This is a genomic window from Mesorhizobium sp. C277A (assembly GCF_040324395.1).
In the GTDB taxonomy this organism is placed as follows: domain Bacteria; phylum Pseudomonadota; class Alphaproteobacteria; order Rhizobiales; family Rhizobiaceae; genus Mesorhizobium.
In genome coordinates this window covers 3,082,361-3,095,820 of record NZ_JAMYVW010000002.1, presented here as the reverse complement: position 1 = coordinate 3,095,820, position 13,460 = coordinate 3,082,361, and the positions used below count along the sequence as shown (strand labels likewise).

16 protein-coding genes and 1 pseudogene are annotated in these 13,460 nt (G+C 59.1%); 12 read left to right on the top strand and 5 right to left on the bottom strand.

Going from position 1 to position 13,460, the window contains the following annotated elements; translation table 11 throughout:
- Positions 1-91 precede the first annotated feature (91 nt).
- The 3 genes and pseudogenes from NKK52_RS15345 to NKK52_RS15335 form a co-directional block, all read right to left on the bottom strand.
- Positions 92-340 carry a hypothetical protein gene (locus tag NKK52_RS15345; protein WP_023681163.1) on the bottom strand — a complete coding sequence of 83 codons (249 nt, stop codon included), beginning with the start codon at positions 338-340 and terminating at the stop codon, positions 92-94.
- Between the two features lie 90 nt (positions 341-430).
- Positions 431-833: pseudogene (locus tag NKK52_RS15340) on the bottom strand (SDR family NAD(P)-dependent oxidoreductase); the annotation flags it as partial.
- A gap of 602 nt (positions 834-1,435) precedes the next feature.
- Complete coding sequence (locus tag NKK52_RS15335; protein ID WP_031201470.1) at positions 1,436-2,221, bottom strand: SDR family NAD(P)-dependent oxidoreductase; 786 nt, start codon at positions 2,219-2,221, stop codon at positions 1,436-1,438.
- 531 nt (positions 2,222-2,752) lie between these two features.
- On the opposite strand from NKK52_RS15335, the gene NKK52_RS15330 reads away from it, so the two are divergent.
- From NKK52_RS15330 to NKK52_RS15315, 4 genes are read left to right on the top strand one after another with little or no spacing between them, the layout of a single operon-like run.
- Positions 2,753-3,214 carry a hypothetical protein gene (locus NKK52_RS15330; protein WP_245263030.1) on the top strand — a complete coding sequence of 154 codons (462 nt, stop codon included), beginning with the start codon at positions 2,753-2,755 and terminating at the stop codon, positions 3,212-3,214.
- A complete protein-coding gene (locus tag NKK52_RS15325; RefSeq protein ID WP_023681168.1) occupies positions 3,211-4,431 on the top strand; it encodes an NRAMP family divalent metal transporter in 1,221 nt (406 codons plus the stop codon). Before NKK52_RS15330 ends, NKK52_RS15325 begins: the two co-directional genes overlap by 4 nt.
- The gene (locus NKK52_RS15320) at positions 4,428-4,790 is read left to right on the top strand and encodes a hypothetical protein (protein ID WP_245260251.1); all 363 of its coding nucleotides are present in this window, start codon (positions 4,428-4,430) and stop codon (positions 4,788-4,790) included. Before NKK52_RS15325 ends, NKK52_RS15320 begins: the two co-directional genes overlap by 4 nt.
- Positions 4,791-4,792: 2 nt before the next feature.
- A complete protein-coding gene (locus NKK52_RS15315) occupies positions 4,793-5,125 on the top strand; it encodes a hypothetical protein (RefSeq protein ID WP_023681169.1) in 333 nt (110 codons plus the stop codon).
- Positions 5,126-5,204: 79 nt separating this feature from the next.
- On the opposite strand, the gene NKK52_RS15310 is transcribed toward NKK52_RS15315, so the two are convergent.
- Positions 5,205-5,780: a GNAT family N-acetyltransferase gene (locus NKK52_RS15310; protein WP_023681170.1), complete on the bottom strand. Its 576-nt coding sequence runs from the start codon at positions 5,778-5,780 to the stop codon at positions 5,205-5,207.
- A gap of 202 nt (positions 5,781-5,982) precedes the next feature.
- On the opposite strand from NKK52_RS15310, the gene NKK52_RS15305 reads away from it, so the two are divergent.
- From NKK52_RS15305 to NKK52_RS15285, 5 genes are all read left to right on the top strand, one after another.
- Positions 5,983-6,303, top strand: a complete 321-nt coding sequence (locus NKK52_RS15305) for a hypothetical protein (protein ID WP_023807304.1) — start codon at positions 5,983-5,985, stop codon at positions 6,301-6,303.
- Between the two features lie 626 nt (positions 6,304-6,929).
- Positions 6,930-7,340: a DUF427 domain-containing protein gene (locus NKK52_RS15300; RefSeq protein WP_023681172.1), complete on the top strand. Its 411-nt coding sequence runs from the start codon at positions 6,930-6,932 to the stop codon at positions 7,338-7,340.
- A 40-nt stretch (positions 7,341-7,380) separates the two neighbouring features.
- Positions 7,381-7,800 carry an HD domain-containing protein gene (locus NKK52_RS15295; RefSeq protein ID WP_023681173.1) on the top strand — a complete coding sequence of 140 codons (420 nt, stop codon included), beginning with the start codon at positions 7,381-7,383 and terminating at the stop codon, positions 7,798-7,800.
- A 330-nt stretch (positions 7,801-8,130) separates the two neighbouring features.
- Positions 8,131-8,637, top strand: a complete 507-nt coding sequence (locus tag NKK52_RS15290) for a YciE/YciF ferroxidase family protein (RefSeq protein WP_023668075.1) — start codon at positions 8,131-8,133, stop codon at positions 8,635-8,637.
- 128 nt (positions 8,638-8,765) lie between these two features.
- Positions 8,766-9,812 (top strand): ATP-dependent DNA ligase, encoded by a 1,047-nt coding sequence (locus NKK52_RS15285; RefSeq protein WP_023696313.1) that lies wholly within the window; start codon positions 8,766-8,768, stop codon positions 9,810-9,812.
- 654 nt (positions 9,813-10,466) lie between these two features.
- On the opposite strand, the gene ku is transcribed toward NKK52_RS15285, so the two are convergent.
- Positions 10,467-11,426: a non-homologous end joining protein Ku gene (ku, locus tag NKK52_RS15280; RefSeq protein WP_502900853.1), complete on the bottom strand. Its 960-nt coding sequence runs from the start codon at positions 11,424-11,426 to the stop codon at positions 10,467-10,469.
- 22 nt (positions 11,427-11,448) lie between these two features.
- On the opposite strand from ku, the gene NKK52_RS15275 reads away from it, so the two are divergent.
- The 3 genes from NKK52_RS15275 (at position 11,449) to NKK52_RS15265 (ending at position 13,208) form a co-directional block, all read left to right on the top strand.
- A complete protein-coding gene (locus NKK52_RS15275; RefSeq protein ID WP_023700055.1) occupies positions 11,449-11,991 on the top strand; it encodes a DUF6894 family protein in 543 nt (180 codons plus the stop codon).
- A gap of 23 nt (positions 11,992-12,014) precedes the next feature.
- Entirely contained in the window at positions 12,015-12,635 is a 621-nt protein-coding gene (locus NKK52_RS15270) for a cysteine hydrolase family protein (RefSeq protein WP_023681178.1), read from the top strand.
- Between the two features lie 297 nt (positions 12,636-12,932).
- A complete protein-coding gene (locus NKK52_RS15265) occupies positions 12,933-13,208 on the top strand; it encodes a hypothetical protein (protein ID WP_023681179.1) in 276 nt (91 codons plus the stop codon).
- Positions 13,209-13,460: the final 252 nt, after the last annotated feature.

The window sequence follows — 13,460 nt, the reverse complement described above, 5'->3', positions numbered from 1 at the left end:
CCGGCCGGCACGATTGGCATGCTCCCGGTCTGGCGTATTCCAGAGCTGGGCGAAACTTCGCGACCGCGCGACGATTGGTCAGGCGATGAGCCTAGCAAACAACGGGCAGTTCGCCCTCGGTTTGCTTCGCGTCGAATAGGACGCCAAGGCCGTAAGTGACGGCGCCAGCGGCAATCATCTCTGCCAACGCTGCGTTTGACACCGGGCAATGCGGCATGACCGCCTTGATCGCGAGTTCGGCATTCGCGATCGACACGAAATCGTGCCGTCGCTTACGGGTCTCCAGATATTGTTCGATCAACATCTGCAGTCGCCTTCTTTCTATTTCATCGCCAGCCATTGGTTCCTCCTGTAGACAGTCTGAAAGCCCACCACGCCTAAGGAGCGGTGGCCTTGGCGGCCCTTTTTGAGGACCGTGGACTCGAGTGAGGCGGGCAGCGTTGCTGACCAGGATGTCGAGACCGCCGAGGGGCGTTGCTGCTTCATCGACCAGCTTTCTGCAAAAGGCCTCATTGCGGATATCGCCGGCAAGCCTTTTGACCTGCCGCTTTTATTAGGTCCACCAGTTCGTCGGCGTCTTCCTGTTCTTCGGGGAGGTAGCCGAAAGCAACGTCCGCACGCTCGCGCGCGAATGCAATCGCCGCCGCACGACCAATACCGGAATCGCCGCCGGTTATCAGCGCTTTGCGGCCGGCAAGCCTGCCTGATCCCTTGTAGGTCGTTTCGCCGTGATCCGGGCGCGGCACCATCTTGCTGGCCAAACCCGGCCACTTCTGTTCCTGTGGCTTGAACGGCGGCTGGGGATATTGCGTCACCGGATTCTGTTTGAGCATCGGGCTCGCAGGGCCTGCTTTAGCAGGCACTGTTCCCGTATCGGCTGACGCCGTGGAAGCATAAGCGGCGAGAATTCCTCCCGCCATGCTTCCAGCGACAGGTCTACGCGCTGCGTCTGGTACATTGTCATGCTGGTCGTGGTTCATCATGGGCTCGCTTTGACGGCAGGTGACCGTTACGGAAGTGGCACCTAACCGGCCGTCGACGCGAATGTTCCCTTGTGATTGCAGTGAGTGTCGGTCGCCTTGCCCGTCTTAGCTGTGAGGCCGCATCACCACTTTGACAGAACCTCCTGATTGTAGCGGAACGTCTTGTACAGACCGGCCCTGCTTCCAGATCGGCCGGTGGGTAATCAGAAAGGAGGGATCGATTTCGCCGTTCTGGACCATCGCCAATAAAGGTTCCAGGTAGCGTTGCGTATGCGTCTGGCCCATCCGGAAAGCCGGTCCCTTATTCATCGCCGCCAAACGGGATGTGATCGACCAGACCAACATAGAGGCCGGCAACCGAGATGGTGCCGCCCCTGCGGCAGCGATAGATTGCCTCGCGCAGCACATGCGGCCTTGGGAATGCCAGCCCTTTTGATGACGCGAATATTGGCTCAGTCGCTGGACGCCGACCCCGGCTCGGCCATCCTACGGTGCTGTTCGGCCAAGGTGCCTGCCGGCGTGACATGCGCGGCGGCGACCTGCAGCTTGTTTTTCCAACCGCTGACGACCTGTTCATCACCGGCCATCATCGCCTCGTAACCCGTCTTGGCGACATCGGCCGGATTGTCCTTTTCATCGGAGCCGACCTTGGTATCCATCATTTCAGCGCGCTCGAAGAATCGCGTCTGCGTGGGGCCAGGCATCAGCACGGTGACCGTCACGCCGCTATCTTTCAGCTCATGGCGGAGCGCGATCGAGAAGGAATCGATGAATGCCTTCGTGCCGTTGTAGACGGCCTGGAATGTTCCGGGCATGAAGCCGGCGATCGACCCGGTGAACAGGATGCGTCCGCGACCTCGCCGGGCCATCTTGGCGCCGAGTTCATGCGCCAGATAGACCGTTCCGGTGACATTGGTGTCGATGATCCGGCGGACTTTTCGCCAGTCCTGGTCGACGAAGCCGTTGCCGAGCCCGCGTCCCGCATTGAGAAACAACAGGTCGATATCGCGATCGCCGACCTGGGAGATCAACCGATCGGCGCCCTCGACGGTCGCCAGATCGGCCTCAATGGCTTCGACCGTTACATTGTGGGTCTCAAGTGCCTCTGCCGCCTGTCGGATAGCCGGCTCGTCGGCGGCGATGATCAGGTCGTAACCGTCTTTAGCGCACAGCTTTGCGAGTTCCCTTCCGATGCCACTCGAGGCGCCGGTCACCACAGCGAGTTTGGCGTCCGTCATCATATCCTCCATCTTCGTGCCATCGGAACCACGAGCGGGCACAATTGTTCCGCGCCGTTTGGGCTGGATTGATCGTGCGCTGTCATGACGGTCAGGCGACGGTCGTCGTCGCGGTCCTTGCGCGCATTCATGGATGAGCGTTGGGGCAAAAGCCGTTCTTCGCCATGAGAACTCGCGATGGCCTACCTTCAAAAGGCCCCCAAACGCATGGATTGAGTACTCAGAACGGCAATGAGCCTAATCAGTTGAAGTTGGAACAAGTGGCTCGGTTGGAAGTTCGAACCGTGCAGCGTTGTTGCCCTCCCATGTTGATGCTGCGCGATCGGGTCATCCCCTCAGCCCGATCTCCCGCGCTTCTCCGCGCCAAAGAGAAGCGCGGGCCTCCCTCTTTCACGGCTGTCCGGGATGAGCGTTTTGTTACGTTGACTAGCCGACCTCACAGGCTCGTCGTCGGTTTCGTTGACGAGCTCTCCGAGGGCTCTAGATCATTGATGCCGGACGCAGTTGGTTCGGGCCGGGGAGGAAATCCGCGTGGTGCATACAACGCGCGCTGTACCCCATAACGACCGTCATTTTCCGGTTGGCTGCCTGTGCTTGCTGCTGATTCTAGCCGGGTTGGCCGGATGCTCGTCTTCCAATCAGGTAGCGCAGCAATCACGAAGCGCGGCCTCCGCGGCACAGACCGTATCGATGGTGCTGGATGCCTGGGGGGAGGGAGCGGCACCGTCCGCCTATGCCACGGCCGCACTGCACTCGGTCGGAAAAACGCTGGCCGATGTCGAGGCGGAAATTCGATCGGCCGAGACCGCTGAACCAGCCGGGCGAGCAGGACTGACGGCAGCAGTCAACAGTTTGTCGGTTACGGTGGCGCATGCCGAGGCGGGATTGCGGGTGAACAATCGCACTGAGGTGAAAAGCGCACAACAGGATCTTCGGGCGGCCATGCGCTCGCTCGCCGCCGCTTACACCAGCGCTTTCGGACCAAAGCCGTGAAGAAGCTTCTGGAAATATCGCTTGGCGTCGTCACCAGTGTCGGAGGTTTCCTCGAAGTCGGGTCGATGGCTACGGCGGCGCAGGCGGGTGCCGCCTTCGGATTCCAGCTGATCTGGGCCATAGTTCTCGGCACCATATGCATCATCTTTTTGGTTGAAATGGCCGGTCGGTTCGCCGCGATGAGCCATCACACGATCTCAGAGGGCATTCGTGAAAGATTTGGGTTCAACGTCTTCCTATGGCCGTTGCTCGTCGTCCTTCTCGTAAATTTCATGGTGCTGTCCGCTGAGATCGGCGGTGTGGCCATCGCACTCGAACTTGCCACCGGCATAGGCTTCCAGTGGTGGGCACTGCCGGTGGCGTTGCTGGCATGGCTGCTGCTGTGGAAAGGCACGTTTGGCTTTATCGAGAAAGGCGTTTCGGTCCTCGGCCTCGTGACGCTGTGCTTCGTGGTTGGTGCGGTGTTGTTAAAGCCCGACTGGACAGCGGTCGCTGGCAGCGCCGTGCCTTCGCTGCCGGCTCACGATGCCATCAATTACTGGTTCATGGCGGCCAGCATTCTCGGCGCGTCGATATCGCCTTATCTTTTCATGTTCTATTCCTCGGGAGCTATCGAGGACAAATGGGATGAAAGCCACCTTGGGGCCAATCGTGCCATCGCCGGGCTGGGCATGACCTTCGGTGGGACCATTTCGATCGGCGTGTTGATCGTCGCTGCTCTCGTTCTCGCGACGCGCGGCATCGACCAGGTGGACGACTATCACCAACTGCCGTTGATGCTGATCCCTATATTCGGCTTCTGGGGGTTCGTTCTATTCGTTGCCTCGCTCGCCATTGCCTGTTTCGGCGCCGCACTCGAAGTCGGGTTGCAACAGGCATATCTGGTGGCACAGGGCTTTGGCTGGACCTGGGGCGAGGATCGCAAGCCGCGCGATGATCCGGGCTTCAGTGCCGTCTATACGGCATCATTGTTTTTGGCCGCCATTCCGATCATGCTTGGCCTCGACCCACTGAGGCTGACCATCTTTTCCATGGCGGTAACGGCGGCGAGCCTTCCGCTGACGGTAGTTCCATTTCTCTTCCTGCTGAATGACGAACGCTATGTCGGCGAACATCGCAACGGCATCATTTCGAATGCCGCCGTTGTCTTCATTATCGCGCTTGCCTTCGTGCTCGCCGTGGTGACGATTCCGCTGCAGATATTCGGAGGCACATGATGGAATTGATGCGTGATCTCCTGGACAAGCAGGTGTTCGACCGCCGGCGGGTCAAGATCGGCAAGGTCGACGGAGTGGTGGCCGAGTTGCGGCGGGGCAAACCACCAAGGATTGTCGCGATAGAACTCGGCTCCATCACTTTGGCGCGCCGCCTTGGCGCGCGGCCCGGGGAATGGATGGCGCAACTGGCGACGAGGGTGGGTGGCAAACGCCACGCCGAGCCACACAGGATTGCGTGGAAAAAGGTGCAGGACAACGGGCTCGACATCGAATGTGACATCGAGGTGGGCGAGACGTCGATTTTCGCCTGGCAGGACTGGTTGCGCGATCATGTCATCGGGCGCATCCCAGGAGCGTGATGATGAGGACAGTCAACCTCGAACATCTTGCCGGGCGACGCGTGCTCTCGCAGCGTGGAAAGAGCATCGGTCACATCGAAGAGATTCTCGCCGAACAGCGTGGCGACGAGCTCGTCGTTACTGAATTCCACGTTGGCATCTACGCCGCGTTCGAGCGTCTGTCGGCCTCGACCATCGGCATCGCGATGCTCGACCTGTTTCGGCTGCGCCGCCGCGACGGCCTGTACCGCATTCCCTGGGATAAACTCGATATCTCCGATCCGGCGCGACCGCGGCTACTATGCCCGATGACCGAGCTTCCTGGATGGAAAGGGCAAAAGGACCTTCGGGAGTAGATGGCTACGGCTGGGAGGGCTAAGGCGCCGGCGTTTTGCCGGCGAACAGCCGTTCGTGCAGATGGCGCCTCCGCAAAGATTACTGCAGGTTCTTGCGAAGGAAGATGCGGGCGTGTCCTGGAATAACGAATTCGACCTTGCCGAATTCCTCAAACCCATGATGCCGGTAAAATTGAGGCGCCTGGAAACTGCTCGTCTCGACGACGGCTCTCTTGCATCCACGCCTAACGGCTTCCTCCTCGATCGCCATAAGAAGCTGTGATCCATAGGATCGGCCACGCAATTTTTCAGGCAAGAAGAACATGTCGAGAAACAGGAGCCCCAGTTCCGTTCTGCCCCAAATTCCACCCCAGATCTTTCCGGAGGGGTCGGTAAGCTCCGCGCCGATCACTGCCCGGTCATCGATTCCGGTTTGTTCGATGTTGTGTCGATAGAGCGCAGCGGCCGCCTGCGTTCGTGCATCCCCGTTGTGAGCCAGAGCGATTGTAAATCCTTCGGATCGAGCCGGCATGCGTTCTGCTCCTGCGTCGGAATGGTCTTGAGATTCAACCGTCAGATTAACATCAAGGCGGCCGGTTCGCTCGCAGCTCTGATCGCCGCTTCTGTTGTAACCCGTCTTGCCCACATTCCGCATCGCGATCCGCGTCGGATGCATGCAGCCGCGCCCAACATATCGCTTTGGTGTTGAACAAAGCCCATCCTGCCCTTGTCAGGTCTTATCACAATTCGTGCGCCGTCAAGAGTGTCCACCTCGACGAAGGCTGCTGCGGATCACAATCCATTACGCCGGGAACAATGAGAAAAACCTGTCGTTGGGAAAGCGATCGCAATTCGGCGATTCAAACACGGAGACTCCAATGTTGAAGAAAATTCTAGCCGCGTCGGTGATAACTATTGCCTTGGCCGGTTCCGCCTTGGCGCAGACAAATGGAACGGGTGCTGGCGGCACGGCTGGCACGGGTAATGGAACTGGTACTGGAACTGTTGGCAGCGGCGGCGCCGCTGGCAATGGCACTGGCAGCGGGAATGCGGCCGTGCCAACCGATCCGAATTCCACAAACTCGACTACAAAATCGAACGGCATGACCGACCGTTGCAAGGACGCCGCAGGCAATGACATCGATAACAACACTGCAAGTGGCGCAACGACCTCGACCGTGCAAAATTGCAACAAGTAGCCGATGGACCTAGCGGCTTCGGCCGCCCGAAGGCCCGCCATCAAGACAATGGCGGGCCTTCGAGTACGTGCCTCGCATGGCTGGATACATAGGAGCACATGTGTCCAAAGAGACCCGGCGGGCCAAACTCGATCGCTTAGCAGCCTCGATTCCGAAGCACGAATTCGAATTCCTAATGAAGATTGCAAAGCTAAGCCGTCATGACTTACTTGGCCTGATCGCTAAACACGATGGCGGCAGGGACAAGGTCTATAGGGACCTTGCGGCCCAGTTGGCAGCAACTGAGGCCGCCCCGGAGCCCGTACATGAGGCGGCAGCTGACGACGGCCAAACAGCTGGAGCATCTCCAGCCACGAACTCGCCCGCCGGCAAGTAGCGGCGAAGATCATTTCGGTGCCAGCCCTGACGCTCAACGGAAGCGACGACCGTGTCGTCCTTCCAAAGTCTTCGAATGGGCTGGACGAGCATTTCACCGCGCCTTACCAACGAGAACTGCTGGATACGGCAAGCGGTAGGCGCTTTAAGTCCGGCCCGCCATTCAGCTTCATCGGACATGCCGGAACCTGAAGCGCCGCCGCGCATTTCGTCTCCAGGCATCTTGCGGTAATCGCCAGGGAGAAATTCAGATGCAAACTTCAGGCGCAACTTCACAACACCACCTTGGCCGATTGGCCATAGAACCGTTTTCCGGCACGGTGACGGTGCGGTTTTCCGACGCCATCGTCGCAGCTACGGAGCGGGCGAAGGTCCTGCGTGAAGACGGGCACGAGCCCGTTTTCTATATCCCCTTCGAGGACATCTATTTCGATCTTTTCGAAAAGACCGACACCACCAGCTGGTGCCCGCTTAAAGGCACCGCAAGCTACTGGCGTGTCCACGCCGTCGGCAGTTCTTCCGACGATTTCATGTGGGCCTACGAAACGCCCGATGCGGCTGCTCTGGCTATTGCAGGTCACGGCGCTTTCGATCCGGAAAAGGCCCGTATCGATGTCGACCCTGCCGAGGACAAGCGACACACGCCACATATCGTCGAATAGGTTTCATCAGGCAGAGACAATCACGGTAACGACAGGCGCGATGAGCATTTTCTACCAGGCGGCAAAGATTGCGGAGGAGGTTCACGCGTCGCAGCGCGATAAGACCGGGCGGCCCTACATCGAGCATTGCCGCCGTGTCGTCGACGCCGTCGAGACAATCGATCAGAAGACTGTTGCCTACCTTCATGACGTTCTTGAGAAAGGCGAAGGCTGGACCCGCGCCAAGCTCGAAGAAGCAGGCTTCGGACCTACAATTACCGCGGCGGTCGATGCCATGTCGCGCAGGCCGGATGAGGAGTATTTCGCCTTTGTCCGGCGGGCTGCGTCGAACCCAGTGGCGCTCCCCGTAAAACGCGCCGATCTGGAGGACAACATCTGGCAGTCGAGGCAGGTCGGAGCGTCGGCGGCCAAATATGAAGAGGGCCTTCGCATACTTGACCAAGAGTTCTCCCGACAATAGTGCGCGCCCGACGCTGGCATTGCATCTGCCGAAGCAGCCATCGCCTGCGAGAGCTTGCGGCGCACAGCACGTTTCGGCTCTCCTGGCCGTCAGTTTTTCCGCGCCGGCGTGCGCCTGAGGGTCCTCGCTGGACCATCGAACGTGTGATCGGGTCAAAGCTCCTCCGGAGATGGACCGCAGCGTCTCGAAAAGGAGTAACGGCCGGCTCGGAATCAGGAACTCCTCCAGCACCGGTGCGTTGACCAGCAAGCCGGGACGAGTTCCCGGCCTCCGCGGGTGGCGGGCAAGCCGCCGCCGAACCCGAACTTCTGCACAATGAAAGGTAAGGCCATGGGCTTCTTTTCGAAGGACATCAAGACACTCGACGATCTCTTCGTGCACACGCTGCGCGACATCTATTACGCCGAAAAGCAGATCGAGAAAGCGCTGCCGAAGATGATCGGCAAGGCAACCGATCCGCAATTGAAGGCCGGATTCGAAAAACACCTCGAGCAGACCAAAGGCCATATCGAGCGCGTCGAACAGGTGTTCGAATTGCATGGCGTCAAGGCCAAGGAGGTCAACTGCCCGGCGATAGACGGCATTCTGGAGGAAGCCGACGATGTGAGCGGCGACGTCGACGACAAGGAGGTTCTAGACGCGGCGCTGATAGCGTCGGCGCAGGCGGTCGAACACTATGAGATGACCAGATATGGCACGCTCATCGCCTGGGCCAAGCAGCTTGGCCGCAGTGACTGCGCCAACGTATTGGCCAAGAATCTGAAAGAAGAGCAGGCGACCGATCGCAAGCTCACCGAAATGGCGGAAAGCAAGATCAACATGCAGGCTGCCGAGTAGACCGTCCCAGGTCATGATGAGATTGGTTGAAATCTCATCATGACCTAACCCTGTTGGAGCATGATTTTTTCCAAAGCCGGCACCAGTGCTGCGTTGAGTCGATCTCCATCGTTGTCCACGGAACTTTCATGACGGGCGAATCTGCCATCTCTCGCGATCTGCCGACGAGTGTAAAATCGTCTTTCGGCGTGGCGTTGAGCACGGCGCCGATGGAAGCAAAGGCTGCCGACACGTTGCCGGCCGATGCTGGCCGATGGCAATACGAACCCAAATGGGACGGGTTTCGCTGCCTGGCCTTTAAAGCCGGCGCGGCCGTGGAGTTGCGTGCAAAATCCGGCAAGCCGTTAGGGCGGTATTTCCCGGAAGTCGTCGCGATGTTGCATGAACTGAAAACAAAAGAGTTCGTGGTCGATGGTGAGATCGTCATCGAAATTGCAGGCTCTCTTTCTTTCGACGCCTTGCAGATGCGGCTGCATCCGGCGGAAAGCAGGATCCGGAAACTGTCGGTCGCGACGCCGGCAAAGCTGATCCTCTTTGACATGTTGGCGACCTCCGAGGGCGCCTTGATGCAGCAGCCGCTCTCGGTTCGGCGCGCTGCACTCGAACTGTTCGTAAAGTCGGCCGCGCGAAAGGATCTCGAACTGTCTCGGGCGACGCGTGATTTGGCGGCGGCAGGCAGATGGCTTGGCCAATCCGGACAAGGTTCGACCGACGGGGTCGTTGCCAAGCTTCTCGATGACGAATATCGACCCGGCGAGCGCGCCATGGTCAAAGTCAAGCGCCTGCGCACGGCCGATTGTGTCGTCGGAGGGTTCCGCTACCTGGCGAATTCGCGTGAAGTCGGCTCCCTGTTGCTTGGCCTGTACAATGACCAGGGGCAACTCGACCATGTCGGGTTCACTTCGACGATCGCCCGGGAGGACAGGGCCAAGCTTACGCGACAACTTGAAGCTTTGCGATCGGCTCCTGGCTTCACGGGAAAAGCGCCGGGCGGTCCCAGTCGGTGGAGCACGGAAAGAAGCGGACAATGGGAGCCATTGCGGCCCGAACTGGTGGCGGAGGTGCGGTTCGATCATGTCACCGGCGATCGTTTCCGTCATGGCACCAAATTTCTGCGATGGCGTCCTGACAAAAGCCCGAAGCAATGCACGTTCGAACAGATACTTGGAAAATGAGGATTGGCGAGGCGTCGACAGGTCCACACTATCGAGACCAAATCCGTCAAGCATTCGGCGCAGCCAAATCCAGTCGCATTTCACTGGCGATCTTGAACCCGGCGGCGAGATAAACGCCTTTGCAGGAGGATGCCGGACCAAACTCGTTGTTCAGTCTGTCACCACGCCTCGCTTTGGCGGATCACGGTTCTCGTCCGGATTAGGAACTGGCACTTCGTCGGGAAGAAGATCCGGCTCAGGCTCGCGTATGTCCGGCGTCCAAGTCGGCGCATCCACTGGCGGCTCTTCGGTTGGCTCTGGTTTGGGGGGCACATCTATTCTCCGGGTTTCGCTTGGGCGTGGGGTTCGGCCCGCCACCGGTCGCGCGTCGCCGCGTCTGGAGGCGAAAGGGTCTTTTCACACCCCATGTATTTTTACCGATGGCCAGCGGTCCTGGGGCTTGTCGGCGCCCGATCAGAGTCCTGCGTTCCGGCTCCTTTGAGCGCAATGTTGGCATCGGCTGCCTCTGGCTCTTTGAGGACTGCCCTGTCGACGTTCTTGATCTCGGCCATAAGGAATCGTCCTTGGTGGCCAACGGGCAACCGCGAGAATTGTTCCGAGCGATTTAGGGCGGCTGGGGCTGCTGTGCGGACCTTCTGGCTGGGCAGTTATCAACTATGCTGTCTTGCGTTTCGGTGAGGCTCTCTTTGTGGATCTCGCCAGCCCTTCCTGTTTGAGGCTCTTCTTCAGCACCTCAGCGAGGTTGATGACATTCTCCTGTGGCCTTGGTGCGGGCTTCGGCAGCTTCTTGCCTTTGCGCTTTGCATCGATCATGGCGATCAGCGCGTCTTCATAGGTGTCTTCAAATTTCGAGGGATCGAAGGTCGTCACTTTTTTGTCAATAAGCATGCCGGCGATTTCGAGCAGATCGGGGTCGTATTTCTGCTTGGCCAATCCATCGAACACAGTGCTTTCCGAAACCATTTCGTTGTGGTTGCGAAGCTCGGTCATCACCATCCCCTTGCCATAGGGCTGAATCAGCACTTCGCGGCCGCGCTGGTAGAGCACCACGCAGGATCGAGCGGCCACGCCCTTGTTCTTCATGGCATCGCGGATCACTCCGTATGCTTCGATTGCGGCGCCGTCGGCCGGGATCAGATAGTAGGGCTTCTCGAGATAGCGCGTATCGATATCGTCAATCGATACGAATTCGCCGACTTCGAGCGTGTGCTTCGACGTCAGCTTCAACGCCTTTATGTCGTCAGGTTCGATCTGGAGAAATTCGTCCTTTTCGATCTCGAAACCCTTCACCTGATCCGCTGCATCCACCAGCTTTCCGGTCTCCTCGTCGGCGTAGACGCTCCTGACCGGCAGACCGTCCTTGCGGTTCAAAATCTTGAAATGGATCTTGGATGCTTCGCTGGTTGCGCCGACAATCTTCACGCCGCAAGTAACCGAACCAACCTTCAAGAAGCCCTTCCAGGCAGCACGTGGCGCGGCCATTTTGCGCTTATCCCGTTTCCAGCTAGGGCAACGCGTTTCCGTTCGAATTGTTCCTGCGGCGGGGGCTCGGTGCACGTCAATGTCCGGCGGGGAAGTCCTATCGGTCTCGACAGCCGGGCCGACGCCCTGCATCCGCAGGAACCGAAACCGCACCATGAACATTGTCAGACACAGGCAGGAGAGTGTCATGCAAGTCGTTCGGACCGAAGTGGTGAATGCCAGGGCGCCAGACGGGCAGTCGGTTCGCCGGGTGATATTTTGCGGCGAGGGCGGCGACTGCGTTACGGTGGACATGGCAAACGTCGGGATACAAGCTGAAGATGACGTGCTTGCCCGCGCAAAGGCAATCCTGGTCCAGACAGCGACCTTTGATCTCGCAGCCAATGAATATGACGCGAGCAGCAACGGCAATTTCGACCAGGTCGAGATAACCTCTGCAAGCGACGGCGCCGGCGACGTATATGTCTTTGAGTATCGCGATGGCGAAACCAGCCGACGCATACCGCCGTCGAGGATGGCGAGCCTTGAGGCGGCCCGGTCCGAAGCTATCCGCTGCGCAATCGATCTTCTCGCCGACCTGCAGCCTGGCACGGACGCTCTGTCCGGCTGGCTTGTGAGGGTATCCAACGAAAACGGTGAATTGCTTTACACTGTTGATGTGGCTGAGGCCGATGCAGCGCGGCAGGCAGGCCAGTAACCCAAACCCGACGGAATGCACCAGTGGCCGCCCAAGGATTGATTCACGGACCAATAGGCGACGATGGCCTGCATCTGTGCGTCGACATGCAGCGCCTGTTTGCGCCGGGTGGACCTTGGCCCGTGCCGTGGGCTGAAAAGGTGGTCCCGGCGATCGAAGAACTGGTCGCCAGACATGCCAGCCGTACCCTGTTCACGCGCTTCATTCCTGCCGCCCGCCCGGGCGAGGCGCCGGGAATGTGGGCAAACTACTATCGTCGGTGGGCGGAGGTAACCCTTTCCAACATCGATCCGCGCCTGATCGAGCTGATGCCTCAACTTGCACGATTTGTACCGCCGGCGACGGTGGTCGACAAACATGTCTATTCACCCTGGACCGAGGGGCGGCTCGACGCGCTGCTGAGTGGCTCCGGCGTGCGTGCGCTCGTGATCACCGGTGGCGAAACCGACGTTTGCGTTCTCGCGACCGTGCTTGGCGCCATCCATCGTGGCTTTCGCGTCATTCTCGTCACCGATGCCATCTGCAGCTCTGCCGACCAGACCCATGACGCACTGATGGAAGTCTACCATTCCCGCTTCAGTGAGCAGATTGAGGCGGCCAGCATGACGGAGGTGTTGGAGTGTTGGCCACAACTCACTCGCTGATCTGGGGGGGCTTCAAGTGAAAGGGCCGACAATCGTCATTCTGGTCGGGCGGACTGTTTCAGTTGGCGGACGGCACTACAGTGAACCGGAAAACGTATATGAACGGCACGATTGCCTGATCTGGTCGCTCGCGTGAATCAGTGTCTGGAAGCGTACAAAGCCTTGCAGAGCTATCGACAGCGCGGCCAACCGTCATAGAATGAACAGGATACAGCGCCGAAGACTCGATGCCGGCATCTAGCAATCTTTGCGAGACATCCGGCGCCTCTGCCGTCGGCCTTCCGCAGGGAGGATGATGTGCTGAAAACCGAAGTCATTGACCTTGAAACCTATAGCGCAGTCTACGCGGTGATCTCTGGCTATCGCGCTGACGACATTATCTCGACGGCGTTTGCGGTCGATGAAATCCGCGCAAGGTTTCCTCAGTGTCGCTGCGACGACGAGGAATTGGTCGGGCTTATGGTCCATGCCATGTCCGGTAAGAAAATTGCCGTGAGCTTCGACCACCGGGTGGAACCGGTCAGGCGGCGTGCTGCGCTGCCGATCGGTTCGGAGAGCAAAGGACTGCGATAATTGGACCACCATAGGTTCGTTGCGATTTTGGAAGACGAGGCGTTTATCGCGCTCGAACGAATAGCTACGTTGCTTGACGCCCGAAACATCCCCTTTGTCGTCCATTCGGCAAGCTACGCCAATTCGGGTTTTCACGATCCGATTTTCCTTCACGGGACATGGGTCGCAAAGCCTGCCTCGCCTTCCGAGTTCCGCAACGCAATTCATGCCTCTCTGGGCAATGGCAAACGGCCATGACGTGTCGTGGTCGGC

Bases quoted from the DNA above. Each gene is read 5' to 3' on its own strand.
- NKK52_RS15310 (WP_023681170.1), bottom strand. From the start codon at position 5,780: ATGCATCCGACGCGGATCGCGATGCGGAATGTGGGCAAGACGGGTTAC.
- NKK52_RS15275 (WP_023700055.1), top strand. From the start codon at position 11,449: ATGAACATTGTCAGACACAGGCAGGAGAGTGTCATGCAAGTCGTTCGG.
- NKK52_RS15290 (WP_023668075.1), top strand. From the start codon at position 8,131: ATGGGCTTCTTTTCGAAGGACATCAAGACACTCGACGATCTCTTCGTG.
- NKK52_RS15315 (WP_023681169.1), top strand. From the start codon at position 4,793: ATGAGGACAGTCAACCTCGAACATCTTGCCGGGCGACGCGTGCTCTCG.
- NKK52_RS15320 (WP_245260251.1), top strand. From the start codon at position 4,428: ATGATGGAATTGATGCGTGATCTCCTGGACAAGCAGGTGTTCGACCGC.
- NKK52_RS15295 (WP_023681173.1), top strand. From the start codon at position 7,381: ATGAGCATTTTCTACCAGGCGGCAAAGATTGCGGAGGAGGTTCACGCG.
- NKK52_RS15335 (WP_031201470.1), bottom strand. From the start codon at position 2,221: ATGACGGACGCCAAACTCGCTGTGGTGACCGGCGCCTCGAGTGGCATC.
- NKK52_RS15285 (WP_023696313.1), top strand. From the start codon at position 8,766: ATGACGGGCGAATCTGCCATCTCTCGCGATCTGCCGACGAGTGTAAAA.
- NKK52_RS15305 (WP_023807304.1), top strand. From the start codon at position 5,983: ATGTTGAAGAAAATTCTAGCCGCGTCGGTGATAACTATTGCCTTGGCC.
- ku (WP_502900853.1), bottom strand. From the start codon at position 11,426: ATGCAGGGCGTCGGCCCGGCTGTCGAGACCGATAGGACTTCCCCGCCG.
- NKK52_RS15300 (WP_023681172.1), top strand. From the start codon at position 6,930: ATGCAAACTTCAGGCGCAACTTCACAACACCACCTTGGCCGATTGGCC.
- NKK52_RS15345 (WP_023681163.1), bottom strand. From the start codon at position 340: ATGGCTGGCGATGAAATAGAAAGAAGGCGACTGCAGATGTTGATCGAA.